This is a genomic window from Streptomyces sp. NPDC002054, assembly GCF_040296685.1.
Classification (GTDB): domain Bacteria; phylum Actinomycetota; class Actinomycetes; order Streptomycetales; family Streptomycetaceae; genus Streptomyces.
The window spans coordinates 65057-88917 of the sequence record NZ_JBEOXT010000016.1 but is presented as its reverse complement, the minus strand read 5'-3'; the positions used below and the strand labels follow the sequence as shown (position 1 = coordinate 88917).

23 protein-coding genes are annotated in these 23861 nt (G+C 73.3%); 7 read left to right on the top strand and 16 right to left on the bottom strand.

The features are described from left to right. The first annotated feature begins 8 nt into the window (after positions 1–8). Together ABT123_RS17125 and ABT123_RS17120 are read left to right on the top strand one after the other, a co-directional pair. On the top strand, positions 9–1409 hold the full coding sequence (locus ABT123_RS17125) for a cation:dicarboxylate symporter family transporter (RefSeq protein ID WP_351314580.1): 1401 nt from the start codon (positions 9–11) through the stop codon (positions 1407–1409). A 299-nt stretch (positions 1410–1708) separates the two neighbouring features. Continuing rightward, positions 1709–3523, top strand: a complete 1815-nt coding sequence (locus tag ABT123_RS17120; protein WP_351314577.1) for a S8 family serine peptidase — start codon at positions 1709–1711, stop codon at positions 3521–3523. Here ABT123_RS17120 and ABT123_RS17115 read toward each other — a convergent pair. The 5 genes from ABT123_RS17115 to ABT123_RS17095 form a co-directional block, all read right to left on the bottom strand. Continuing rightward, positions 3513–4976, bottom strand: coding sequence for an alpha/beta hydrolase family protein (locus ABT123_RS17115; RefSeq protein WP_351314574.1), 1464 nt, complete (start codon positions 4974–4976; stop codon positions 3513–3515). The two genes, ABT123_RS17120 and ABT123_RS17115, sit on opposite strands and share 11 nt — an antisense overlap. Before the next feature lie 87 nt (positions 4977–5063). Next, positions 5064–5768 carry a (2Fe-2S)-binding protein gene (locus tag ABT123_RS17110; protein ID WP_351314571.1) on the bottom strand — a complete coding sequence of 235 codons (705 nt, stop codon included), beginning with the start codon at positions 5766–5768 and terminating at the stop codon, positions 5064–5066. A 35-nt stretch (positions 5769–5803) separates the two neighbouring features. Beyond that, positions 5804–6217 (bottom strand): VOC family protein, encoded by a 414-nt coding sequence (locus ABT123_RS17105; protein WP_351314568.1) that lies wholly within the window; start codon positions 6215–6217, stop codon positions 5804–5806. A 28-nt stretch (positions 6218–6245) separates the two neighbouring features. Beyond that, complete coding sequence (locus tag ABT123_RS17100) at positions 6246–7469, bottom strand: MFS transporter (protein WP_351314565.1); 1224 nt, start codon at positions 7467–7469, stop codon at positions 6246–6248. Positions 7470–7476: 7 nt separating this feature from the next. After that, positions 7477–7785: an alpha/beta fold hydrolase gene (locus ABT123_RS17095; RefSeq protein WP_502970977.1), complete on the bottom strand. Its 309-nt coding sequence runs from the start codon at positions 7783–7785 to the stop codon at positions 7477–7479. A gap of 212 nt (positions 7786–7997) precedes the next feature. On the opposite strand from ABT123_RS17095, the gene ABT123_RS17090 reads away from it, so the two are divergent. Continuing rightward, positions 7998–8687, top strand: coding sequence for a GNAT family N-acetyltransferase (locus tag ABT123_RS17090; protein ID WP_351314562.1), 690 nt, complete (start codon positions 7998–8000; stop codon positions 8685–8687). A 52-nt stretch (positions 8688–8739) separates the two neighbouring features. Here ABT123_RS17090 and ABT123_RS17085 read toward each other — a convergent pair whose 3' ends face one another. Continuing rightward, the gene (locus ABT123_RS17085; protein WP_351314559.1) at positions 8740–9750 is read right to left on the bottom strand and encodes a TolB family protein; all 1011 of its coding nucleotides are present in this window, start codon (positions 9748–9750) and stop codon (positions 8740–8742) included. Between the two features lie 135 nt (positions 9751–9885). On the opposite strand from ABT123_RS17085, the gene ABT123_RS17080 reads away from it, so the two are divergent. Then, the gene (locus ABT123_RS17080) at positions 9886–11025 is read left to right on the top strand and encodes an alpha/beta hydrolase (protein WP_351314556.1); all 1140 of its coding nucleotides are present in this window, start codon (positions 9886–9888) and stop codon (positions 11023–11025) included. On the opposite strand, the gene ABT123_RS17075 is transcribed toward ABT123_RS17080, so the two are convergent. Further along, a complete protein-coding gene (locus ABT123_RS17075; protein WP_351314553.1) occupies positions 10997–12505 on the bottom strand; it encodes a carboxylesterase/lipase family protein in 1509 nt (502 codons plus the stop codon). The genes ABT123_RS17080 and ABT123_RS17075 overlap by 29 nt on opposite strands. A 234-nt stretch (positions 12506–12739) precedes the next feature. Between ABT123_RS17075 and ABT123_RS17070 the strand changes: the two genes are divergently transcribed. Beyond that, positions 12740–13027, top strand: a complete 288-nt coding sequence (locus ABT123_RS17070) for a chaplin (protein ID WP_351314551.1) — start codon at positions 12740–12742, stop codon at positions 13025–13027. An 81-nt stretch (positions 13028–13108) separates the two neighbouring features. On the opposite strand, the gene ABT123_RS17065 is transcribed toward ABT123_RS17070, so the two are convergent. The 5 genes from ABT123_RS17065 to ABT123_RS17045 form a co-directional block, all read right to left on the bottom strand. Further along, a complete protein-coding gene (locus ABT123_RS17065) occupies positions 13109–13975 on the bottom strand; it encodes a tyrosinase family protein (RefSeq protein WP_351314548.1) in 867 nt (288 codons plus the stop codon). 13 nt (positions 13976–13988) lie between these two features. Beyond that, complete coding sequence (locus ABT123_RS17060; RefSeq protein WP_351314546.1) at positions 13989–14381, bottom strand: tyrosinase family oxidase copper chaperone; 393 nt, start codon at positions 14379–14381, stop codon at positions 13989–13991. 62 nt (positions 14382–14443) lie between these two features. Then, entirely contained in the window at positions 14444–15544 is a 1101-nt protein-coding gene (locus ABT123_RS17055; RefSeq protein ID WP_351314543.1) for an acyl-CoA dehydrogenase family protein, read from the bottom strand. After that, complete coding sequence (locus ABT123_RS17050) at positions 15541–16725, bottom strand: acyl-CoA dehydrogenase family protein (RefSeq protein WP_351314540.1); 1185 nt, start codon at positions 16723–16725, stop codon at positions 15541–15543. The genes ABT123_RS17055 and ABT123_RS17050 overlap by 4 nt, the downstream gene beginning before the upstream one ends. Then, positions 16722–17693, bottom strand: a complete 972-nt coding sequence (locus ABT123_RS17045; protein WP_351314537.1) for an NADPH:quinone oxidoreductase family protein — start codon at positions 17691–17693, stop codon at positions 16722–16724. The genes ABT123_RS17050 and ABT123_RS17045 overlap by 4 nt, the downstream gene beginning before the upstream one ends. 236 nt (positions 17694–17929) lie before the next feature. Between ABT123_RS17045 and ABT123_RS17040 the strand changes: the two genes are divergently transcribed. Next, complete coding sequence (locus ABT123_RS17040) at positions 17930–19444, top strand: serine/threonine-protein kinase (RefSeq protein ID WP_351314534.1); 1515 nt, start codon at positions 17930–17932, stop codon at positions 19442–19444. Positions 19445–19522: 78 nt separating this feature from the next. Then, complete coding sequence (locus tag ABT123_RS17035) at positions 19523–20476, top strand: SDR family oxidoreductase (RefSeq protein ID WP_351314531.1); 954 nt, start codon at positions 19523–19525, stop codon at positions 20474–20476. Between the two features lie 12 nt (positions 20477–20488). Here ABT123_RS17035 and ABT123_RS17030 read toward each other — a convergent pair whose 3' ends face one another. The 4 genes from ABT123_RS17030 to ABT123_RS17015 form a co-directional block, all read right to left on the bottom strand. After that, positions 20489–21322: an enoyl-CoA hydratase/isomerase family protein gene (locus ABT123_RS17030; protein WP_351314529.1), complete on the bottom strand. Its 834-nt coding sequence runs from the start codon at positions 21320–21322 to the stop codon at positions 20489–20491. Between the two features lie 62 nt (positions 21323–21384). Continuing rightward, a complete protein-coding gene (locus ABT123_RS17025) occupies positions 21385–22155 on the bottom strand; it encodes a PIG-L deacetylase family protein (RefSeq protein WP_351314526.1) in 771 nt (256 codons plus the stop codon). Positions 22156–22226: 71 nt separating this feature from the next. Further along, positions 22227–23558: an alpha/beta fold hydrolase gene (locus tag ABT123_RS17020; RefSeq protein ID WP_351314524.1), complete on the bottom strand. Its 1332-nt coding sequence runs from the start codon at positions 23556–23558 to the stop codon at positions 22227–22229. 41 nt (positions 23559–23599) lie between these two features. Beyond that, complete coding sequence (locus tag ABT123_RS17015) at positions 23600–23842, bottom strand: hypothetical protein (protein WP_351314521.1); 243 nt, start codon at positions 23840–23842, stop codon at positions 23600–23602. Positions 23843–23861 lie beyond the last annotated feature (19 nt).

Here is a 23861-nt window from a genome sequence, read left to right as displayed (position 1 = left end):
GAGGCAACGTGGCCGCCCGCCGGGACAGAACCCACTATCTCTACATCGCGGTGATCGCCGCGGTGGTGCTCGGCGTCGTGACGGGCTTTGCCGCGCCCGGCGTGGCCGTCGAGCTGAAGCCGCTCGGCACCGGCTTCGTGAACCTGATCAAGATGATGATCTCGCCGGTGATCTTCTGCACGATCGTGCTGGGCGTCGGCTCGGTCCGCAAGGCGGCCAAGGTCGGCGCGGTGGGCGGGCTGGCGCTCGGCTACTTCATGGTGATGTCGACCGTGGCGCTGGCGATCGGCCTGCTGGTGGGCAATCTGCTGGAACCGGGCAGCGGCCTGCACCTGACGGAGGCGGTGCGCAGCGCGGGCGAGGCCCAGGCGAAGGCGGGCGGTGCCGAGTCGACGGCGGACTTCCTGCTGGGGATCATCCCGAAGACCCTGGTGTCGGCCTTCACCGAGGGCGAGGTGCTGCAGACGCTGCTGGTGGCGCTGCTGTGCGGGTTCGCGCTCCAGGCCATGGGGACGGCGGGCGAGCCGGTGCTGCGAGGCATCGGGCATGTGCAGCAGCTGGTCTTCCGGGTGCTGTCGATGATCATGTGGGCGGCGCCGGTGGGCGCGTTCGGGGCAATCGCGGCGGTGGTCGGCGCCACCGGCATGGACGCCCTGAAGTCCCTCGCGGTGATCATGCTGGGCTTCTACGCCACCTGCCTGCTGTTCGTGTTCGTGGTGCTGGGCACGCTGCTGCGGGTATGCACCGGGATCAGCGTGTTCGCACTGCTGAAGTACCTGGGCCGGGAGTTCCTGCTGATCCTCTCCACCTCCTCCTCGGAGTCGGCGCTGCCGCGGCTGATCGCCAAGATGGAGCACCTGGGGGTGTCCAAGCCGGTCACCGGCATCACCGTGCCCACCGGCTACTCCTTCAATCTGGACGGCACGGCGATCTACCTCACGATGGCCTCGCTGTTCATCGCGGAGGCCATGGGCGATCCGCTGGCGCTCGGCGAGCAGATCTCGCTGCTGCTGTTCATGGTGATCGCCTCGAAGGGCGCGGCCGGGGTGACCGGTGCCGGGCTGGCGACCCTGGCGGGCGGCCTGCAGTCGCACCGGCCCGAACTCGTCGACGGGGTCGGGCTGATCGTGGGCATCGACCGGTTCATGAGCGAGGCGCGGGCCCTGACCAACTTTGCGGGCAATGCGGTCGCAACGGTGCTGGTGGGTACCTGGACCAAGGAGTTCGACCGCGCACGGGCGACCGAAGTCCTGGCGGGCCGCCTCCCGTTCGACGAGGCCACCCTGCTCTCCGACGGCCATGGCCACGGTCCCGGCCCGGACGGGCACGGGGACGGGGACGGGGACGTACCCAAGGAAGCGGGCCCGTCCGACGCGCCCGCCGAGGCCAAGGACCCCGTCCGGGTCTGATCCCCGCGGCTCCTCCGCAGGCGGCCGGCCGACCCGAACGGCCCCCCGCGGAGACCTCGGTGCACCGCCCCTTCCCTCCTCGCAGGTGCACCGGCCGGCCGGCCGGGCAGGGCGCGCCCCCATGGCGCCCCGCCCGGTCGGCTTTGCCCGTGAACGATCATTTTCGGCCAGTGGGACAGTAACTGACGTGCGCCGAAAGGTACTTCCGCCCAGGCGCATCTTTCTGCCATCTTGCGTCCACCACTCGTTTCGTACGACCCGGTAGGTGCCATCCGCACTCCGGGTCCTCGGAGGACGCATTGATACCCCACATATCCAGCCGCCCCCGACGCAGCCTCGCGGCCCTGGCCGCGATCGGTGCCGCCCTGACCCTCGCGGCTCCGGCCGCATTCGCCGACACCGCTCCCGTCTCCCCTTCCGGTGCACCCGCCGCGGCCTTCCGGTCCGCGGCACCGGCCGCACCGGCCGCGCCGACCGCCCAGAGTGCGACCTGGGCCGCCGGCACCCGCGCCTACCTGGTGATCACCGCTCCCGGTGACACCTCGGCGGTACGCTCGGCCGTCACGTCCAACGGCGGTACGGTCTTCTCGTACTTCGACGCCATCGGCGTGATCGTGGCCCACTCGGCCTCCGGCACCTTCGCCACCACCATGCGCGGGGTCTCCGGCGTCCAGCAGGTCGGCGCCACCCGCACCTCGGACGTGCCGGCGGACGCCTACAACCCGGCCCTGCCGGCCAACCCGGCGCAGTCCGCGGCCCCTGCGACGGAGCCGGTCCGCGCCGACATGAGCCAGATCAAGGCCGACCAGGCCTGGGCCGTCACCACCGGCTCGCCCTCCGTCAAGGTGGGCATCCTGGACACCGGCGTGGACGACCAGCACCAGGACATCGCGCCGAACTTCAACGCCGCGGACTCGGTGTCCTGCGCGTACGGAAAGCCCGACACCCGGGCCGGTGCCTGGCGGGACGTGGACCAGCACGGCACCCACGTGGCCGGCACGGTCGCGGCGGCCAAGAACGGCAAGGGCGCCATCGGCGTCGCCCCGGGGGTGAAGATCTCCTCGGTCCGCATCGCCGAGCCGGGCACCACGCTGTTCTTCCCGGAGAACACCATCTGCGGGTTCATGTGGTCCGGTGACCACGGCTTCAAGGTCACCAACAACAGCTACTACACCGACCCGTGGCAGTTCAACTGCCCCGACAACCTGGACCAGGCCGCCATCCTGGAGGGTGTGGGCCGCGCCCAGAAGTACGCCGAGGGCAAGGGCTCGCTGCAGGTCGCCGCGGCCGGCAACGCCAACTACAACCTGGCGAACAAGACCACCGACACCGCGAGCCCGAACGACTCGACCCCGGTGACCCGCACCATCACCAACGCCTGCCTCGACATCCCGGCCGAGCTGCCGGGCGTGGTCACGGTCGCCGCGAACGGCTCCGGCACCACTAAGGCCTCGTTCTCCAACTTCGGCCGCGACATCATCGAGGTGTCCGCGCCCGGCGAGGGTGTCTACAGCACCGTTCCCGGCGGCAAGTACTCCTCGCTGAGCGGTACGTCCATGGCCTCGCCGCATGTCGCGGGCGTGGCGGCGCTCCTCGCGAGCGTGAACCCCTCCCTCACCCCGGCGGACATCCGCGCCCGGCTGGCCACCCAAGCCAATGACATCGCCTGCCCGTCCGACAGCCGTTGCACCGGCACCACCGCCAACAACAGCTTCTTCGGCGAGGGCCAGGTCGACGCGCTGAAGGCGGTCGGCGGCTCCACCCCGCCGCCCGGGAAGTACTTCGAGAACACCGGCGATGTCGCGGTCGGCGACAACACCACGGTGGAAAGCCCGATCGCGGTCACCGGGGTGACCGGCAACGCGCCGGCCACCCTCAAGGTGGGCGTGGCCATCCAGCACACCTACATCGGTGACCTGAAGGTCGACCTGGTCGCCCCGGACGGCACCGTCTACACCCTGCACAACCGCACCGGCGGCGGAACCGACAACATCAACCAGACCTACACGGTCAACGCCTCCGCCGAGGTGGCCAACGGCACCTGGAAGCTGCGCGTGAACGACAACGCCAGCCAGGACACCGGCAAGATCGACGCCTGGAACCTCACTTTCTGAGGGTTTCCGCCAGCCAGTCGAACACCAACTCGCAGTGCTGCTGCGGGGCCATCGGGGAGCAGTGCAGCTGCGCCCCGGTGGCCCGGGTGAACTTGTAGTACGCCTTCGGGGCCCGCAGCAGGTCGAACATCTGCTGCGGCTGCCCGGGGTAGAAGACCTCGTCCTCGTAGTCGAGGACGAGGGTCGGTGCCTTGATCCGCGGCACCACGCGGGTGATGTCGAGCCCGATGGCGACCTGGGCCGGGGTCCACAGGTCGGTCAGTACCTGCCCGGCCCGGGCCTGCCGCAGGGCCTCCCTCGAGAAGATCTCGAAGCGCTTCTTCACCGTGAAGGCCAGCTGCGGGGTCAGTTCGGGGACCACCTCCTCGTTCCAGATCCGGTTGGTCTCCTCCTTGTCGGGGGTGACGATCTCCCGGAGTTCGGCATCGAAGCCCAGCCAGGGGCTGACACAGCCGGGCTGGCAGACCACGGCGGCCAGCCGGTGCTCGAAGGCGGCGGCCCGGGCGACCAGGTTGCCGCCCATACTGAGGCCGGTGAGGGCGATCCGCCCGCTGTCGACGTCCTTGCGGCCGTCCAGCCAGTCGACGAGCGGCCCGACCACCTGTTCCCAGCGGGTGGTGAACGGCATCTCGTGGACGAAGAGCATCTCGCCCTGGCCCGGGCCGTCGTAGACCAGCGCGTTCCAGCCCCGGTCGAGGGCCGCGCTCACCCCGTAGGTCCACATGTCGACGTTCTGGCCGTCGCTGCCGTTGGTGAGGATCACCGTGGGCCGGGGCTTCTCCGGGCCCTCGGGGCGGAAGAACCACACCGGGAGTTCGGTCCTGCCGTAGGGGACCCGGGCGCGGACCGCGGGCGGGGTGCACAGCTTGGCGAAGGTGTCCCAGGCGCGGCGGCCGGCCCGGTAGACCTCTTCCTCGTCGCCGGGCGAGTCGGTGCCGAGGACGTAGAACAGCGACTGGGCGTAGTACTGGGCAGCCCGCAGGGAGCGGAACCGGCGGGTCTGGGACGGGGTTTCATGGCCCTGCCGGGACCTGTCGGGGGACGGCGGCGGAGCGAGCAGCCGGTCGCCCCAGCGGCGGAAGGTGTCGCTGAAGGTCTGCTCGGACAGGCCGGCCGCGTTGATCGCGTTGACGATGGTGAGCACCTCGCCGACCTCCGAGGCGTGCATGCCGGCGCCGCCGAGGGCGAGGAGGCCGGCGAAGTTGAAGCCCGGATCGGCGAACAGGGTCATGGCCCCGGGGGTGGGGCCGGTGCCGCCCCCCTTCGCGAAGCCGGCCGGCGGCTTGGGCGCGGCGGCGACCACGGCGGTACCTCCCAGGGCGAGGGCCCCGGCCCCGGCGGCGAGACCGCCCAGCGCCGTGCGGCGGCTGAGGCGGGCGTTCGGCTCCTTCGCGGACTGCGGGGTCGCGGTATTCGGCGTGTGCGGGGTGTTCGGGGTGCGCGGGTTGCTCATGCTGCGGACCGTAGGAGGTGGTGGGGGCGCGGCACGGCCCGCCACACCCGCCGCTGCTCCGAACGGCCCCCGTCCGCCTCCCCCTTCTCAGCTCCGCCGGTTGGTCGTCCGCTGCCGGGTCCGCAGCACACAGTCCCCGCAGAGGCCACCGCCGGGCGCCCGGTAGTAGAGGCAGCAGCTGCGGCGGACGAAGGCCGCACCGAGGCCCTCCTCGTGGACGAAGGTGCCGGTCCCGGCGAGCGGGCCGTCCGCCAGGAGCCCGGCGACGGCGCCCGCGGCGGCCCGCTCCGCGTCCGGCATCCGGTTGGTGAGCTCGCGCAGCGCTCCGACCAGCCCGGAGGCGGAGTTGCCGCGCAGGGTCTGCGGCGAGACCCGGTAGCCGAGGTGCAGGGCCTGCTCCAGGGGCGCGAGATGGCCGAGGACGGTCTCCCCGAGCTCCGCGCCGGGCCGGGACCCGGGTTCGGGCAGCCACAGCTCCACCGAACTCCCCTCGGGCAGCCGCCACCACACCCGTACGGGGTCCAGGTCGGGGGTCCGGCCGCTCAGCGCCACCGCCCCGAGGCCGAGGGACCACATCCGGGCGGCCAGCCCGAACTGCAGCGTGGACGCGGCCACCCGCGGCTCCGCCCCGCCCATCCGCCGGCCCACCTCGGCCACATAGCCGGCCAGCACCGGGCCGCCCCCGTAGAGCTCGGCCAGCGTCCGGAACCCACCCCCGGGCGGCGGCTCCGCCCCGCAGCGCACGGCGAAGAACGGCCCGACCCGGCCGAGCCGGCGCAGTGTCTCTTCCATACCGGAGACGGTACCCAGGTGCCTACGCGGGCTTGCTACGCGGGCTCGTCAGGGCCCTCGGGACCCAGCATGTCGAGGTAGTGCGGGTTGGTCATGATGCCGAGGACGTTGCCGAAGGGGTCGGTGACCGAGGCCGTGACGAAGCCCGCATCGCCCCAGGCCGTGACCGGCTGGTACTCCTCGGCGCCGAGGTCCAGCAGCCGCTTCAGGGTCGCCTCCAGGTCGTCCACGTGCCAGTACGCCACCGCCCCGGCGGGACCGCCGGCCGCGCCCGGCGGGGCGTACTTGGCGTCGACCAGGCCCAGCTCGTGCTGGTGGTCGCCGATCCGGAACTCCGCGTAGCCGGGGCGCTCGAAGTACGGGCCGAAGCCGAGCAGTTCGGTGTACCAGCGGATCGCGGCGGGATGGTCCGTCGCCCAGAAATTGATCGTGGCCAGTCCGCGCAGCACGGCGGTCCTCCTCGGCGATGACAGCATGTCAGGCCGACCCTACAACGGCGCTCCCGGCCGCCGCGGCCCGCCGGACCGCCGGGCCCATCGCGTACGAGGCGGCCACGAAGACCCCGCCCAGCAGCAGCCAGCCCGGGATGCCCCAGAGCAGCAGCAGCGAGGTCAGCAGCAGCGGGCCCAGGGTGCGGGCCACCGGGACGCCGGTGCCGAAGAAGCCCTGGTACTGGCCGATCCGCTCGGCCGGGGCCAGCGCGAAGCCGATCTGCCAGGACCCGGCGGACTGCCGCATCTCCCCCACCACTTGGAGGGCGGCGCCCAGCACCAGCAGCACACCGGCCGCCCACCACGAGCCGGGCAGCGCCGACAGGCCGAACACCGCGCAGGAGGCCAGCATCACCGCCCCCGAGCCGCGCACCGCCGCCCGCGCGCTGTCGAGGCCGGTGACCGGGCGGGCCATCCGCACCTGGAACAGCATCACGGCACCGGTGTTCAGCACGAACAGGGCCGACACCAGCCAGCCGGGGGCCTGCGTGCGCTCCACGATCCACAGCGGGACGGCGAGGCTGAGCAGCGGCATCCGCAGCAGCAGCACCGCGTTGAGCAGGGTGACCAGCGCGTACGGCCGGTCCCGGAGCACCGCGAGCCGGGGCTCCCCGGCCGTCCGCACCGGGGCCGGGGCGACCGCCGGCAGCCGCAGCAGCACTGCCGCGCACACCAGGAAGCTCAGCGCGTCCAGCACGAACACCGCCCGGTAGGCGGCTGCGGTGTCGGCGCCCAGCGCCAGCCCGCCGACCGCCGCCCCGAGCGCCAGCCCTGCGTTCAGCATGGCCTGGAGGTGGGCCAGGACCCCGGTGCGGCCGACGGGCGGGACCAGCCCGGCCAGCAGGGCCTGCCGGGCGGCGGCCAGCCCGCACTGCGCGGTCGCGTACACGCAGGCGGCCAGCAGGAAGGGCCAGAAGGAGCGGATCACCAGGAAGGAGGCGACCGAGGCGGCGGTGGCCAGGGCCAGCAGCACCGAGGTGCCACGCGGGCCCCGGCGGTCGGCGAGCGCCCCCAGCGGGACCCCCGCCACCGAGCCCACGGCCCAGGCCACCGTCAGCCCGAGGCCGATCTGGGCGGGCGAGAGTCCGACCACACGGGTGAAGTACAGGGCCGAACATACGTAGTAGGCGCCGTCGCCGACGGAATTGCTCAGCTGAGCGACGGCCAGCCGGCGCGGCGCTCCGGGCGGGGGCAGGATCCGTATCGTCACCCCCTGATCACACCAGGGTCATGGCCCACCCGGCAGGTCCATTTCGCCGCCGTTCGAGTGGGCCATTTCCGGGCCGTGCCCAGGCGGGCGATCTGCCCGCCCATGGACACGCCGCGACCACCGTCCGGCCGATGCCGAGGCGGTCGAGGAGGGCGGCGAGATCGGCGGCGAAATCGGCGAGCAGCGTCTTCCCGGGTACCGCCGGGCTCTCCCCGTAGCCCCGCAGGTCAGGGGCGATGACACGGTATCCGGCGGCCGTCTGTGCCGCCGTCTGGGGGTGCCAGAAAGTGCGATTGAACGGGTGTCCGTGAACCATCAGTACGGGCGGTCCGTCCCCCGGACCGGCCTCGTCGTAAAACTGTGTCGTGCCGTTCTCAGCAAGGGGGTTCATGTGATCACGGGAAGGAGCTACATTGAGCCACTCGCGTTCACCTGACCGCCTGTTCCCTTTCATCCGTGTTTTGCCCGGGAACCGCTGTCCGGAGCGCACACTGTGCAACCACCCACCCGCCTAGAAGGACCGGCGCCGTGCCCGTACCCGTACTCCTCGCCGGCCGCACCGTGCGGCTCGAGCCCCTCGCCCCCCACCACACCGAGGCCCTGGCCGTGGCCGGGGCCGAGGATCGTACGACTTACGCCTTCACTCCCGTACCCCACGGTGTGCAGGCGTCCCACGAGTACATCCACCGTGCCCTCGCCGATCAGGCGGCGGGGCGCTCGCTCCCCTTCGCCGTGGTGAGAGCCAAGGACGGGCGTGTGGTCGGGTCGACCCGGTTCCTGGAACTCGACTACTGGCAGGGACCGCTGGTGTGGCCCGCCGTTCCCGGCGTCCCCTACGGGGATCCGGTGACGGCGATCCCCGATGCCGCCGAGATCGGGAACACCTGGCTGTCGCCGAGTGCCCAGGGAACCGGCATCAACACCGAGGCGAAGCTGCTCATGCTCCGCCACGCCTTCGAAACCTGGGGGGTCCGGCGCATCTCGCTGCGTGCGGACGCCCGGAACGCCCGCTCCCGGGCCGCCATGGAGCGGCTCGGCTTCACCTCCGAAGGGGTCCGCCGGGCTCATTCGCGGGGGCTGGACGGTGCGGTGCGCAGTACGGCCTTCTACTCGGTCCTGGACGAGGAGTGGCCGGCCGTACGGTCGATCATCGAACTGCGGGTCGCCGCCCGGACCCCGGCCCGCCGGCGCCGCCGCAAGACGCTCGTTCCGGCGTAACGGTCCTGCGCCCGCTGATGTCCGCTGCCGCGGGTGCTCCTGCCCTCCTCGCTCATCTCGGGCCGAGGAAGGCGGGGGCCAGGGCCGAGGACATCAGCCGGCGGGGAGACCCGCTCCCGTCGGCCGGTACGGCGTACAGATCGGCGCCGAAATCCCCGGGCAGCGAATACACGACGGTGTTCGCGTCCGTCCACACCACCTGGTCGTCCACGCTCCGCTGCTCGCCGAGCGGGGTCTCCCGGCCGGAGGCGAGGTCCAGGGCGTACAGCCGCCACGGCGCCTCGGCGGGCAGCCCGGCCACCCGCTTCTTGAACACGATCCGGGTGCCGTCGGGCGACAGGGAGGGGCACTCCACGTTCTCGCGGACCGTGCTGACGGTCCGCGCGGCCAGCTCGCCGCGGACCAGGTGGGTCTTCCCGCCGGTGGCCAGGGTCGCGTAGAAGGTCTGCTCGTCGGCGGCGAAGGTGACCCCCCAGAAGTTCACGTCGGCGGCGCGGTACACCCGGCCGTCCTTGTGGATCGTGAACTCCTCCAAGGAGGCCTCCAGCCGGCCGCTGCGCAGGTCGAGCACCGAGGTGCGGGTGGAGAAGTTCGTCCCGGCGTACGAGTCACCGCCGACGAACACCGTCCAGGCGGCCAGCCGCCCCCCGGGCGAGACCCGGGCCCGGGTCGGAATGCCGGCCGCCGGATGTGCCGCGATCTCCTTCAGGGAGACGTCGAGCACCGCCACCCGGCCACCGGACTGGAGGCAGATCCCGGTGCCCGCGGCGGCGTGGAAACGCAGGCAGTTCACCCCGGAGGCGGTCCGCGGGCCGTCCGGGCGGGCGGCCGGCACCGTGGTGAGCTCGTCCCGGTGCGGGCCCCAGGCCATGTTCCGGAAGGCGATGCGCTGCTCGCCGCCGAGGTCGAGGGAGACCGGGCCCCGGGTGACCGCCGGGCCGCCGTCCCGGGCCCGGGTCTTCTCCTCGGCCCGTTCGGCGGCCCGGAGCACGGCGATCCCGGCCACCGCCGTGAGCAGGGCGACGGCTGCGAACAGGACGAGTAACCGGCTGCGTGTCGTCATGACGGGCAAGGTATTGCCTCGGTCATGCCAAGAGAAGGAAAAGGACGGAACCCGACGGAACCCGGCGGCCCTGATCGGCATCCTCGATCGGGAAGCACTTCACGCACAGCCACGTACAGCCGGAGAACAGGGCAGATGTCGTATCCCTACCAGCAGTCTGAGCAGTCCGAGCAGTTTGAGCAGGCCCCGCGGTCCGAGCCGCCGGAGGGGCGCAGGCGTCCGTCCCGAGTCCGCCGCTGGGTGGTGGCCGGTGCCTCGCTCGCCGTGCTCGGCCTGGGGGCCGCGGCGGTGATGACCTACTTCGAGATACCCCCGTTCACGGACAAGGGGGACCCGGTCTCCTTCGGACAGGCCCCGGGCGGCGGCGGCCGGGCGGGCGGCACCGGCCAGTCCGCCGACTCCAAGGTGCTGATGCCGACCGGACCGGCGGCCTCCTTCAAGAACACGATGACCCTGGACGACGGCACCCATGTGGCCGTCACCGAGCTGGACGGCAAGAAGTCCGGCTTCAAGGGCAAGGTGTGGGTGTGGGCGCCCAAGGAGTACGGCGACCCCCAGTACGCGAACAGCGGCTTCCCCGTGATGATCGCCCTGCCGGGCGGTGCCGGATACCCGAAGAACTACTGGATGGGCACCGACCTCGGGCTGCAGAAGAGCATCAGCCAGTGGCACAAGGAGGGCAAGGGCAAGCCGTTCCTGCTGGCCATGCCCGTGCTGAACCCCGGCCCCGACGACAAGGGCATCTACTGGGACGGCTCCGACATACCCGGCGAGCCGAAGATGGGCAGCTGGCTGACCGAGGACGTCCCGGACCTGATGAAGGCGAACTTCCGCACCATCAAGTCGCGGGACGGCTGGGCCTTCATGGGCTCCTCCACCGGCGGGTTCGCCGGGCTGAAGGCCGTGCTGAAGCACCCGGACCGGTTCAAGGCCGTGATCGCCTCCGGCCCGGACATCGTCCCGGATTCCCCGCTGTGGAAGGGCCACGAGAAGGAGAAGGCCGAGAACAACCCGGAGCTGCTGGCGCAGGAGCTGATCCGGCGCAAGGGCCCGGACGTCTACCTCGCCTTCCAGGTCGGCACCGACGAGAGCAACAAGAAGACCCTGCCGGACGTGCGGAAGTTCATCGCCACCTACGGCAAGGGGCCCATCCACACCGACCTGAACGTGATCCAGGGCGGCCGGCACAACGCGAAGACCTATGTGCCGGCGATGGGGCAGCAGGCCATCGAGTTCATCAGCAAGGTCATGGAAGGACCCGTTCCGGCTTCGTAGCGCCGCCCGGCCCGTCCTGCCAGTCCTGCCCGTACTCGGCCACCGGCCCGCCGAACACCCTCGGCGGGCCGGAGCCGTCCCAGGCGGCCCAGCCCGGGTTCCCGGTGGCGGCGAAGGACACCCAGGCCGCGTGCATGGTGTCGGCAAGCTCCTGCGGGGTGTCCGGGCCGGCCAGCCAGGCCGCCTCCGGCACCGCGAGGGTGTCGAACACAAAGCCGAGTTCCAGGGCGTGGCAGCTGCCCATGCCGGGGACGCCGGAGGGCCAGCCGAACTCGTACACATAGCCCGGGGCGGTGCGCCGGGTGTCCGCGAGCCGCCGCAGCGGATCCCGCAGCAGCCGGTCCGTGATCAGCTGTCCGGCGAGCTCCCCGGGGCCGGCCGCCGGATGCACCGTACGCAGCGCCCGTACGGCGGCCCGGTCCTTCCCGGTGCGCAGCCGGGCCAGCGCGGGGGCGAGCGGGCCGAGCCGGTCCAGGATCCGCAGGGTGCCGGTGGGCGCGAGCCACAGCCGGTACTCCTCCGTGGTCCAGCCCAGCAGCAGGGGAATCCGGTCCGAGAGCCGGTCCGGGCCGGCGACGGTGAGCGCATCGAGCGGGTCGGAGGGCACCGAGCCGGGGTCGGTGACCAGGCCGAAGGCGGGCCCGCCGAAGAGCAGGCCGGAGCGCTTCAGCACGGCAGCCTGGGCGGTGAGCAGGACGGACCGGTCGACGGCGGCGAAGGCCGCGGCGGTGGCGGGCACCTTGAGCAGGGAGGCCATCCGGCGGACCATGGTCCGCACCCGGTCGCGCGGCAGCACCTCGGGGGCCCCGCTCTGCAGGACGGCCCGGGCGAAGAGACCGGCGGCACGCGGGGCGGCCAGCAGCGCCCCGACGCTGATGGCTCCGGCCGACTCGCCGAAGACGGTGACCCGGGACGGGTCGCCGCCGAAGGCCGCGATGTTGTCCCGGACCCACTCCAGGGCGGCGATCTGGTCCAGCAGGCCGCGGTTGGGCGGGGCATCGGGGAACAGCCCGTAGCCGAGCACCCCGAGCCGGTAGTTGAGCGAGACCAGCACCACGCCGTCCCGGGCGAAGGACGCCCCGTCGTAGACGGGGACGGCGGAGGAGCCCCGGGTCAGAGATCCGCCGTGGATCCAGACCATGACCGGCAGCCGGGCCGACCGGGCCGGGTCGGGGGTCCACACATTGAGGTTCAGGCAGTCGTCGCCGGGCACCTCGGGGTCGGGGAGCAGCCGGTCGAACGGCGGCGGATTGGGCACCTTGGGCGCGGTGGGGCCGAACGCGGTCGTCTCCCGTACGCCGTCCCAGGCCGCCGGGGGCTGCGGGGCGGCGAAGCGCAGTGCGCCGACGGGCGGGGCGGCGTACGGGATGCCGCGGAACACGGCGACCCGCCGCCCGGACCGGGCCTCGGCCTCGTACCGGCCGCCGACCGTGCCGTGCCGGGTGACCACCCTGACCAGGGAGCCGTCCGCCTGTGCCATCGCCTTCTCCTGCCGTGTCGTGTCGCGTCGTGTCGCATCGTGTCGCGCCGGGTTGGTGCGGTGCCGGAATATGCCTGAAGACCATCCTGCGGGGCCGGTGGGGCGGGCGCACCTGCGGGGCCGGGTTTCACCGGGTAGGCCCAGCGGCCGTGACCCCTGGGCGGCAGCGGCGTTGTATGCCATGTCAAATGCCGCAGTCCTTGCGGCAGCCCCACATCTCACAAGGAGATCTTGATGTCGCGTATTGCGAAGGCAGCTGCTCTCACCGCTGCCGCCGGCTCCGTTCTGGCCGCCGGTGCGGGTGTGGCCGTCGCCGATGCCGGAGCGCACGGTGCGGCGGTCGGCTCCCCCGGTGTCCTGTCGGGCAACCTGGTCCAGGTTCCGGTCCACGTGCCGGTGAACGTCTGCGGCAACACGGTGAACGTGATCGCGCTGCTGAACCCGGCGTTCGGCAACACCTGCGTGAACGCGTCCGGCGAGGAGAAGAAGGACCACCACACCTCCGGCGGCTACGGCCACTGAGCCAGGCCGCACCGGAAGGGCCCCTGCCGTGACCGGCGGGGGCCCTTCCCCTTGCCCCCTCGTCCGCCTCCGGTACCTGCGCTACGCCTCGTAGCGGTAGATGCCCTGGTGGCCGAGGAGGTCGTGGGGCGGGACGTTCCAGGGCGGCATGGGTTCGTTCAGGGCGATCACCCGGCCGTACTGGAGGTCGTACCGCTCCAGCGGGGCGGCGGGCAGGTAGCCGGAGCGGGGGTGCTGCTTCTGCCAGCGGTCCCAGACGAGGTCCACGAAGGCGTGGTGCAGCCAGAACACCGGGTCGTTGGGGGCGGTGCCGCCGGTCATATGGCCGCCGATCCACTGGTGGACCTTGTTGTGGTTGCGCCAGCGCTCGCTCCGGGGGGCGGCCCAGCCCTCCAGCTTGTTGCGGAAGCCGCCCGCGGAGGCCGTGGAGTCCCACGGGTCGGTGTCGTACACCGGGTCGTCGATCGCCCATTGGAGTTCGGCCGCGGTGGGCAGGGTGATCGGATTGCGCGGGCGGCCGAGGTTGCGGGTCAGGAAGCGGCCCTCGGTGATGCCGACGGTGATCGGCCAGTTGCCCTTCGCGTGGGCGAAGGGGCCGGTGGTCACCTGGCGGTCGGATGCCCGGCCGGTGCCGCCCATGAAGTCCTCGGCCCACAGGGAGGACGCCGGGGTGCGGTCGGTGGTCCAGTCCCAGTAGGGGATGGCGAGGCCCGGGTCGAGCTCGCGCAGCTTGTTCTCGAAGTCGAGGAGGTAGCGGCGGTGCCAGGGGAAGAAGGACGGGGACATGTGGCCGACCCGGAGCCTGCGCTCGCGGTCCGGGACGAACCAGCGGTCGTGGGTGCGGACGAACTGGTCGTAGGTGCCGTTCCGCTTGAGCTCCAGGAGCGCGGCGACGAACCCCTTCTTCTGGGCGCGGGTGAGGTTCTTCTGGTTCTGCCGGGTGTACACGGGGCTCCTCCGCTCAGCCGTGGTGGGATACGGCGGCTGCCAGCCGGGCCGTGCCGAGTTCGTCGACGGCCGCGCGGGCGAGCTCCAGGGGCGTGGCGAACGACTCGAAGTGGTTGACCCCGCTGAGGTAGCTGCCGTCGGCGCGGCGCATCACGTGCAGCGGGCGGCCGTCGATCCGGACGCCCGCCGCGTCCACGGCGATGTGCCGGCCCCGGTACGTCTCCTCCAGGACCGGGACGGGTTCCCGGTCGGGGGCCGTGGCGGGCCGGGGCCGCCGGGCCCGGAGCAGCGGTCCGAGGGCGGCGGTGGTCCCGGCGAGGACGGCCGCGGTGAACGCCGTACGCAGGAGCGTACGGCGGGTGAAAAGGCCGGCTCCGGTTGCCGGTCCGGTTGACGTCGGGTTCATACCGCACTAACGCGAGGCGGGGGGTGAGGTCACCTCTTCGGGGTGGTGGCGACGGCCACGGGTCAGGGGGCCGCCAGGTCCGCCAGGTCCGCGAGGAGGGTGCGGTGGTGGCCGGCGGTGCCGAGGGCCAGCGAGTCGGCCTTGGCGCGCTTGAGGTAGAGGTGCGCCGGGTGTTCCCAGGTCATCCCGATGCCGCCGTGCAGCTGCACGCATTCCTCGGCCGCCCGGACCGCTACGCCGGAGCAGTAGGCCTGGGCCACCGATACCAGCAGGGGTGCGTCGGCGGCGCCGGTGGCAAGGGCATCGGCGGCGGCGCGGGCGGCTGCCCGGGCGGAGGCCACGTCCAGCCAGAGCTGGGCGAGGCGGTGCTTGAGGGCCTGGAAGGAGCCCACCGGGCGGTTGAACTGGTGCCGGGTGCGGAGGTGGCCGACGGTTTCGGTGAGGCACCAGTCGGCCAGCCCGAGCTGTTCGGAGGCGAGCAGCCCGGCCCCGGCGAGCAGGCCGCGGGCGACCGCGTGGCGGGCGGTGGCCTGGTCGGCGAGGAGAGTGCCCGCGCCCGGGTGCGGGGTGACGGTGGCGAGCGGGCGGGTCAGGTCCAGCGGGGTCCGGTCGGCGCGGGTCGCCTCGGCGGCGGGGACCGCGTACAGGCCGGTGTCGGCGAGCACCAGGAAGGTGTGGGCGGCGACTGCGTCCGCGACGGCGGTGACGGGGGTGGTCGGCGGACCCGCGGGCAGCGGGCCGCCGGGGCCGAGGGTGAGCGGCAGCGCGGGCACGCAGACGGTCCGGCCCGCGGCCAGCTCGGCGAGCAGGGCGGTGGCCTCGGCCGAGGCGGGGGCGCAGGCCAGCAGGATCTCGGTGGCCACGACCGCGCTGGTCAGGTAGGGGGCCGGGGTCACGGACCGGCCCAGCTCCTCCAGCACCACGGCGGCCTCCCGGTGGCTCGCGCCTTGGCCGCCGAGCTTCTCGGGCACGAGCAGGCCGGCCGCGCCGATGCCGGCGGCGAGGGTGTCCCACAGCTCCGGGTCGTACGGGCGGTCCTGTTCGAGGCGGGCCAGGACGGCGGCGGGGGTGCTGCGGTCGGCCAGCAGGGACCGTACGGCGGCGCGGAGTTCGTCCTCGGTGTCCGAGTAGAGGAGACCGGCGGATGCGGCAGTTGCGGTCATCGGGCGAGGTCCTTCCAGGGGAGGTCCTTGTCGTCGCGGGGTTCGGACGGCAGGCCGAGGACCCGCTCGGCGACGATGTTGAGGAGGACTTCGCTGGTGCCTCCTTCGATCGAATTGCCCTTCGCCCGCAGGTAGCGGTAGCCGGCGTCGCGGCCGGTGAAATCGACCAGTTCGGGGCGGCGCATCGTCCAGTCCTTGTACAACAGGCCTTCCTCCGCGAGGAGTTCCACTTCCAGGCCGCTGATCTCCTGGTTGAGGCGGGCGAAGGTGAGCTTCATGCCGGACCCCTCGGGCCCGGGCCGGCCGGCCGCGAGCTGCTGGCGCAGCCGTTCGGCGGCGAGGCGGGCGACCTCGGCCTCGGTCCAGAGGGTGAGCAGCCGGTCGTGCAGGGCGTGGGTGCGCAGTTCGGGGCGGGCCCGCCAGGCGGCGGCGACCGGGGCGATCATGCCGCCTTCGCGGGGGATCCGCATGCCGCCGATGGAGACGCGTTCGTTCATCAGGGTGGTGCGGGCGACCTCCCAGCCCTGGCCGACGGCGCCGAGCCGGTGGGTGTCGGGGATGCGGACGCCGGTGAGGAAGACCTCGTTGAACTCGGCCTCGCCGGTGATCTGGCGGAGCGGCCGGACTTCCACGCCGGGGTCGGTCATATCGCAGAGGAAGTATGTAATGCCCTGGTGTTTGGGCAGGTCGGGGTCGGTGCGGGCGATGAGGATGGCCCAGCGGGCGGTGTGTGCGCTGGAGGTCCACACCTTCTGGCCGTCCACCACCCAGTCGTCCCGGTCGCGGACCGCGCGGGTGCCGAGGGCGGCGAGGTCGGAGCCGGCCCCCGGTTCGCTGAAGAGCTGGCACCAGACTTCCTCGCCGGCCCACAGGGGGCGCAGGAAGCGCTGCTTCTGCTCCTCGGTGCCGTAGGCGAGGATCGTGGGGGCCGCCATGCCGAGGCCGATGCCGATCCGGCGCGGGTCGTTGTCGGGGGCGCCGGCGGCTTCGAGTTCAGCGTCGACGACGGCCTGCAGGGTGCGCGGGGCGGCCAGTCCGCCAAGGCCCTCGGGGTAGTGGACCCAGGCGAGCCCGGCATCGAACCGGGCCCGCAGGAACGTGGCGCGGTCGGTGCCGGCGGGCGGGTGGGCGGCGAGGAACTCGCGGGTACGGGTGGCCAGTTCGGCCGCAGTGGGACTCATCGGGCCGCTCCTGCGGACGGCAGGACGACCAGCCGGCCGGTGGTGCTGCCGTCCGCGAGGCGCTGGACGGCGTCGGCGGCCCCGGAGAGCGGGACGCGTTCGCTGACCAGGGGCTTGATGGCGCCTTCGGCTGCGAGGCGGGTCAGTTCGGTGTGGCAGGCGCGGACTGAGCCGGGGTCCTTGGCGGCGTACAGGCCCCAGTGGAGGCCGAGGAGGGAGTAGTTCTTGACCAGGGCGTGGCTGAGGGCGGGGGTGGGGATGGTGCCGCTGGCGAAGCCGACGATGACGATCCGGCCTTCGAAGGCCACGCATTTGGCGGAGGCGGTGTGGGCGTCGCCGCCGACCGGGTCGTAGACCACGTCGGCGCCGCGACCGCCGGTGAACTCCTTGACCCGGGCGGCGATGTCCTCGGCGGTGCGGTCGATGACCAGGTCGCAGCCGAGTTCCTCGGCGGTGCGGACCTTGTCCTTGCCGCCGGCCACACCGATGACGGAGGCGCCGGCGGCCTTGCCGAGCTGGACGGCGGCGCTGCCGACGCCGCCGGCCGCGGCGTGCACGAGGAGGGTTTCACCGGCCTGCAGGGCGGCCCTGCGGTGCAGGCCGAACCAGCCGGTCTGGTAGCCGATGTGGAGGGCGGCGGCCTCGGCGTCGTCGAGGGAGTCGGGGGCGGGGAGCAGGGCGGCCTCGGGAGCGGTGACGTACTCGGCGAACCCTCCGTACGGCAGGCTGGGGTTGGCGATGACGCGGCGGCCGTCCTCGGTCTCGCCGCAGATCTCCACGCCGGGGGTGAAGGGCAGCGGCGGACGGATCTGGTACTGGCCGCGGCAGAGCAGGGCGTCGGGGAAGTTGACGTTGGCCGCGCGCACCCTGAGCTTCACCTCGCCCTCGCGGGGCTCGGGCTCCGGGGCCTCCTCGAGCCGCATGACCTCGCGGGGCTCGCCGTGGGTGTGTACTCGCCATGCCTGCATCCGGGGCCTCCAGCCGCCGTCGAGGGATCACGCTCAGCGCGCATACTAAGCGGTCGCTTGCCGCCTTGGGAACAGTACGGGCCGCACGCGGCGCGCGCGGGCCGACCCGGCGGGCGGGGCCGGGCCTGTCGGGCGGCGGTCCAGACCTGGGCTTCCGCGCCGCCCGGGCTGGCGGCCGGGCGGTGAGCTGGATAGTCTCCCGCCCCGGTGGGTCGGGCAGTACGGGGGGATCGGGCATGACGGTGGGCGCTGACCTGGAGGCAGGGGATCCGCGGCAGGTGGGGCGGTACCGGATCGTCTCCCGGCTGGGTGCGGGCGGTATGGGGCAGGTGTACCTGGGGTGGTCCCCGGGCGGGCGTGCCCTGGCGGTGAAGGTCGTACGGCCGGACCTGGCGGGGGAAGACGGCTTCCGGCGCCGGTTCGCACGTGAGGTGGCCGCCGCCCGCCGGGTGAACGGCGTCTTCACGGCCGCCGTGGTGGACGCCGATCCGGACGGGGATCCGCCCTGGCTGGCCACCGCCTACGTCCCCGGCCTGTCCCTGGGCGAGGCCGTGACCGCGCACGGGCCCTGGACAGAGGGCTCCGTGTTCGCGCTGGGGGCGGGGCTGGCCGAGGCGCTGGAGGCGATCCACGCGGCCGGGGTGGTGCACCGGGACCTGAAGCCGACGAACGTGCTGCTGTCGACGGACGGGCCGCGCGTGATCGACTTCGGGATCTCCGTCGCCGGTGCCACCGGGGCGGACAAGGTGACCAGGACCGGGGACATCATCGGGACCCCCGGTTTCATGGCTCCCGAGCAGGCGACCGGAGGCCCGGTCGGGCCGGCCGCCGACATCTTCGCGCTGGGGGTGGTCCTGGCCTGGACGGCCACCGGCGAAGGCCCGTTCGGGTCGGGCCCGGCCCTTGTGGTGGCCTACCGTGCCGTGCACGAGGAACCCGACCTCGCGCAGCTGCCGGCCGGGCTGCGTGATGTGGTGCGACGCTGCCTGGCCAAGGAGCCGGAACGACGGCCCGGCGTGACGGAACTGCTGGAGCTGCTGACGGCGGCGCGCGGCGACCGCCCCGACCGGCTCTCGGTGCCCGAACAGTGGCTGCCGGCTCAGGTCGCCCGCGCCGTACGGAGCACGACCGCGCCGGCGGGCCCGGAGCCCACGGTGGTGGATCCGTCTCCGGCTCCCGAGCCGAGACCTGAGCCGGCACGGGAGCCGGGTGACCGTGCGACGGCCGGTCCCGGCGCCGCCGGGTCGGCCTGGCCGCGCCGGGCCGTGATCGCGGTCAGCGCCGTGCTGTCCGCCGCGGCCCTCGCCGTCTCGGTGGTGCTCTACGCCAACTCCCAGCGGGAGGACCGGGGCACCGGGTCCAGGGCGGGCGCGGGGCCGGTCGTCCCGTCCGCGAGCGGCACGCCCGGCACGACGCCCACGCCGTCACCCGGGGCCGAGCTGCCCAAGGTGCCGGTGACCTTCGTCCTCCAGGGGTACGTCCGCAGTGAGCGGGACCGGGACTCCGACAAGCTCGGCGAGTTCAAGGCCGGCCGTGGCCACGTCTACTGCCGCACCCGGGGCGGGAACGTCAACGGCCTCGGCAACATCTGGAACTCCTGGTGGCTGTTGACGGACATGGGCCCGACCGGCAGGCAGGGATGGGTGTCCGCCTATTACCTCAACGGCGACGAAGAGGCCAAGGCAGCGGACGGCTCCGATGTCCCCGACTGCCCCGGCAGGGTCCTGGACCGCGCCGCGACCGGCCGCTGAACACCCGTGCACGAGCGGGTCGTACGTACACGGCCATGGCCATGGCCATCTGCGCCCGTGCGCGCTATCGATGCCCGCATGACTGACACGGAACATCCGGACGGCGGAAGCGACGGAAGCCGCGGAAGGGCCGGGGGCGGCGACGGGCTGCCGGGACTGCCCGCACCGCCCCCGCCGGGGACCTCGGCGCTCCCCGCCGGCACGTACGCCGGGCAGCTGGTGCTGGTCACCGGCGGGGGTACCGGGCTCGGCCGGGCCGTGGCCGCCGAGTTCGCCCGGCTGGGCGCGGACCTGCTGATCGTGAGCCGGAACGAGGAGCGCCTCCTCGCCGCCCGGGAGGAGCTGGCGGCCGTGCCGGGCGCGGGCCGGGTGTCGGTCGCCGTTTGCGACATCCGCGATCCGGAGCAGGTGGGTGCGGCGTTCGATGCCGCCGACCGCCTTCCCGATGTCCTGGTGAACAACGCCGCCGCCAACTTCCCCAGCCCCGCCGAGGACCTCTCCCCCAACGCCTGGCGGGCGGTGGTGGACATCACCCTCACCGGCACCTGGTTCACGACCCGCGAGTTCGGCCGCCGCCACCTGGCCGCCGGTACACCCGGCTCCATCATCAACGTCGGCGCCTCGTACGCATGGACCGGCGGCCCCGGCTTCGTCCACAGCGCCGCCGCCAAGGCCGGGGTGAAGAACCTGGTGGAGACCCTCGCCGTGGAGTGGGGGCCGTACGGGATCCAGGTCAACGGCCTGGTGCCGGGGCTGATCCCGCACGAGGACATGACCGCCGATATCCGGGCCGGACTCGACCGGGCGGCGGCCCCCGGGGACCGGGATGCCCGGCAGCCGGCGCTGCGGGTCGGGCTGCCCCGCGAACTGGGCTGGGCGGCCACCTTCCTGGCCTCCCCGTACGCCCGCTTCATCACAGGCCACACCCTGGTGGTGGACGGGGCAAACTGGCAGCGCCGGTCCCTGGTGAACCCCGAGGTGGTCACGGTCCGCGAGCAGCTCGGGCGGGAGGCAGGGGGCTCGTCACACTGACCGCGCCCGCCGTCAGCCGCCCGTGAAGTGCGGGGGGCGGCGGGCTGCCTTGGCCGTGTAGCCCTCGCGGCAGTCCTCCGAAGTCAGGGTGAGCGCGGCGGTCATCGCGACCCGGTCCAGCGCGGCGGGCAGCGCGGCATCGGCGTACGCGTCCACCGCCCGCTTGATCCCCTGCACGGCGAGCGGCGCATTGGCCGCGATCTCGGCCGCCAGGGCCTCGGCCGCGCCGTCCAGCTCCGGGCGCGGCACCACCAGCTGGACCAGGTTGAGCCGTTCGGCCGTGCCGGCGTCGATCCGGCGGCCGGTCAACGCCAGCAGTTTGGCCCAGCCGGCCCCGGCCTCACGGGCGATGCGGAGGTCGCCGCCCGCGTCCACCGCGACGCCCAGCCCGGCCTCGGGGAGGGCGAACACCGCGTCCTCGGCGGCGATCCGGATGTCGGCCATCAGGGCCAGTTCGAAGCCGAAGCCCAGGCAGTAGCCCTGCACCGCCGCGATCACCGGCTGCGGCAGGCTCGCCAGCACGGCGAAGCGCTCGTGCACCCAGCGGATGCCCTCGTAGTAGTTCCGGGTGCGGGCCGCGGGCGTGGCCCCGGTGATGGCGCCGCCGGGGGCGGTCACATCGATGCCCGCGCAGAAGGCGCGGCCCTCGGCGCGGAGCAGCACCGCCCGGACCGTGTCGTCGAACCGGATGCGGTCGGCGAGCAGTCCCAGCTGCCGGGTCGACTCCCAGCTCCAGCCGTTGAGCTTGTCCGGCCGGCAGAGGGTGAGGACCGCGATGCCGTCCGCGATGTCGAGACGGATGCGTTCCTCGCCCTCGGCGATCTCCGTGGACAACGTGTCGATCACCCGACGCCCCTCCCCGCAACAGCACCACATCTGACGAAGTGTCAGATTATGCAGGGGTGCGGTCAGCGGGGGAAGACCTCGAACGTCACGGCCGGCCGGCCGCCGAACCGGGCCGAGGCCTGCTGGGCGTTGCCGGTGAGGAAGGTCCGGCAGTACGTCTCCGGATCCTCCTCCGTGAGCACCTCGATATAGGCCCGGTGCTCCATCAGGGACTTCACCGAACGCTCCAGCCCCGGGCCGGCGTCCGCCGCGTGCGTCGGCGTACTCGATCCGGCCACCGCCACCCAGCGCACCCCGCCCCACGGCTCCAGGCCCTGCTCGGCGATGAGTTCGGGGAAGATCCAGCGGTTGCCGGCGTCCGCCGCCGCGTCCAGGGTGGCCCGGCCGACCGCCCGGTGGTCCGGGGTGTTCCAGTAGCCGCCCGGTCCGGTCCCCCAGATGTCCCGGTGGTTGAGCGTGATGACCAGCTCGGGGCGGTGCCGGCGGATCGCCGCCGCGATGTCCCGGCGCAGGTCCAGCCCGTACTCGATGACTCCGTCCCGGTGGTCCAGGAACTCCACCTCGGACACCCCGACCACGGCGGCGCTCGCCCGCTGCTCGGCCTCGCGCAGCGGTGCGCACTCCTCGGGCGCGATGGTGTCGATGCCGGCCTCGCCCCGGGTGGCCAGCAGGTAGACGACCTCCCGGCCGCCGTCCGTCCAGTCCGCGATGGCCGCGGCGCAGCCGTACTCGAGGTCGTCCGGGTGGGCGACGACAGCGAGGGCGCGCTGCCAGTCCGTGGGCATGGGGGCGAGCTGGTCCGGTGCCTGTTCCTGTTCCGTGTGCTCCGTCATGATCCGCAGAATAGGCGACCCGGCCGGGCGCCGGGCCGATCTCACCTACTCACGGCCGGCGCCCCGCCGGCTCAGGCCTCGTCGCGGACCAGGGCCAGCAGGCGGTCCAGGACGCGGGTGCCGCCCGCCCGCACCCCGTCGTGTTCGAACTCGTCGGTGATCCAGGTGCGCAGGCCGCGGACGGCCCGCGCGGTCTCCAGCGAGTGGGCCGTGTCCACGTACATGTCGTCGTGGTAGACGGCCGCGGCCACCGGCACCTCGTTGGCGGCGAGCCGGGCCGGGTCGTAGAGGGGGGTCCAGCCGGTGCGGGCGGCGAGGAGTTCGGCGGTCTCGCGGAGCGGTTCGAGCGCCGGATCGGTGGTGAAGTGCCAGGGGTGGATGGTCTCCCCGGTGAAGAGGAGCGGCTCGTCGCCGGCCGCCAGGGTGGCGGCGGCGTCGAAGCGGGGGTGTGCGGCGCGGACCCGTTCGGCGGCCCAGCCGGTGGGGGCGGCCGGGTCCTGGGCGTAGATGGACTCGTGGAGCAGCGCGTAGAGGGGGTGTCCGGCGAAGGACAACTGGCCGCGCACACCCTCCAGGAAGGCGTCGGAGAGGGCCGGCCCGGCGGGGGTGGCGACGAACGCGTTCTCCAGCAGGTAGTGCAGCTGGTGACTGCCGTCACCGGTGCCGAGGAGCATGCCGAGGGACTGGAAGGCCTCGACGGTGAACCGGTGGCCGCCGGGGAGGGCGGCGGGCTGCTCGGCGAGGTGCGCGGCGATCCGGCGGGCGCGGTCGACGTCCATCGGGTAGCGGGCGTAGTGGGCCCGGTTCTTGCGCTCGATGCGGGGGAAGGCGGCGGCGTACACCTGGTCGGCGGTGGCCGTGAGGCCGGGCAGGCCGCCGGTGATCAGGGCGGTGGCCAGGCCTTCGGGGGCGGTGGAGAGGTAGTGGGTGGTGCAGAATCCGCCGAAGCTCTGGCCGAGTACGGTCCAGGGGGCGCCGCCGGTCAGGGCGGGCCGGATGGCCTCGCAGTCGCGGACGATGGAGTCGGAGCGGAAGTGGGCCAGGTACTCGGCCTGTTGGGCGGGGGTGCCGCGGAGCGGCAGGGTCTGCCGGTTGGCGGGGGTGGACCGGCCGGTGCCGCGCTGGTCGAGGAGGAGCACCCGGTACTCGGTCAGGGCCCGGTCCAGCCAGGCCTGCCGGCCGGTGAACCGGCGGGCGCCGAAGCCGGGTCCGCCCTCGAGGTAGAGCAGCCAGGGCAGGCCCTCCGGGTCCTTGCCGGCCGCGGTCACTTCGCGCGCGTACAGCTCGATGCGGTCGCCGCTGTCGGGGCAGTCGTGGTCGAGCGGCACCTCGAAGTGGTGGTCGGTGAGGACGACTCCGGGCTGGCGGTAGCGGGTGGCGGCGGGGCGGTGGCTGCTGGTCACGGGTGGTCCAGGGGTGCGGTGGGGCGGGCGGTGCGGCGAGTCTAGTACGGGGCTCCAGCCGCCCCGGCGGCCTCCCGTCCCCCGTGCCGTACGCCGCGGGCGGCGAAGCTGCCGATACGGATCGCCGCCCGGCTGCGCCATGAGCGCGGCGCGGTGCCGGACCGGGTGCCGGCCCGCATCGCGCCGATCGCCGCCCGGCAGGCCTCGGCCGGCGGACCGGCCGCCTGCGGCAGCATCCGCCCCGGGGCCCGGGGCGGCGCCAGCGCCTGGCGCGCCGAGGCCATCGCGCTGGGCCTGGACCTG

What these genes read in the sequence shown, in the direction of transcription:
- ABT123_RS17115 (WP_351314574.1), bottom strand. Translation starts at nt 4,976, where the DNA reads ATGAGCAACCCGCGCACCCCGAACACCCCGCACACGCCGAATACCGCG.
- ABT123_RS17110 (WP_351314571.1), bottom strand. Translation starts at nt 5,768, where the DNA reads ATGGAAGAGACACTGCGCCGGCTCGGCCGGGTCGGGCCGTTCTTCGCC.
- ABT123_RS17095 (WP_502970977.1), bottom strand. Translation starts at nt 7,785, where the DNA reads ATGGTTCACGGACACCCGTTCAATCGCACTTTCTGGCACCCCCAGACG.
- ABT123_RS17085 (WP_351314559.1), bottom strand. Translation starts at nt 9,750, where the DNA reads ATGACGACACGCAGCCGGTTACTCGTCCTGTTCGCAGCCGTCGCCCTG.
- ABT123_RS17080 (WP_351314556.1), top strand. Translation starts at nt 9,886, where the DNA reads ATGTCGTATCCCTACCAGCAGTCTGAGCAGTCCGAGCAGTTTGAGCAG.
- ABT123_RS17075 (WP_351314553.1), bottom strand. Translation starts at nt 12,505, where the DNA reads ATGGCACAGGCGGACGGCTCCCTGGTCAGGGTGGTCACCCGGCACGGC.
- ABT123_RS17070 (WP_351314551.1), top strand. Translation starts at nt 12,740, where the DNA reads ATGTCGCGTATTGCGAAGGCAGCTGCTCTCACCGCTGCCGCCGGCTCC.
- ABT123_RS17060 (WP_351314546.1), bottom strand. Translation starts at nt 14,381, where the DNA reads ATGAACCCGACGTCAACCGGACCGGCAACCGGAGCCGGCCTTTTCACC.
- ABT123_RS17055 (WP_351314543.1), bottom strand. Translation starts at nt 15,544, where the DNA reads ATGACCGCAACTGCCGCATCCGCCGGTCTCCTCTACTCGGACACCGAG.
- ABT123_RS17050 (WP_351314540.1), bottom strand. Translation starts at nt 16,725, where the DNA reads ATGAGTCCCACTGCGGCCGAACTGGCCACCCGTACCCGCGAGTTCCTC.
- ABT123_RS17045 (WP_351314537.1), bottom strand. Translation starts at nt 17,693, where the DNA reads ATGCAGGCATGGCGAGTACACACCCACGGCGAGCCCCGCGAGGTCATG.
- ABT123_RS17040 (WP_351314534.1), top strand. Translation starts at nt 17,930, where the DNA reads ATGACGGTGGGCGCTGACCTGGAGGCAGGGGATCCGCGGCAGGTGGGG.
- ABT123_RS17035 (WP_351314531.1), top strand. Translation starts at nt 19,523, where the DNA reads ATGACTGACACGGAACATCCGGACGGCGGAAGCGACGGAAGCCGCGGA.
- ABT123_RS17025 (WP_351314526.1), bottom strand. Translation starts at nt 22,155, where the DNA reads ATGACGGAGCACACGGAACAGGAACAGGCACCGGACCAGCTCGCCCCC.
- ABT123_RS17015 (WP_351314521.1), bottom strand. Translation starts at nt 23,842, where the DNA reads ATGGCCTCGGCGCGCCAGGCGCTGGCGCCGCCCCGGGCCCCGGGGCGG.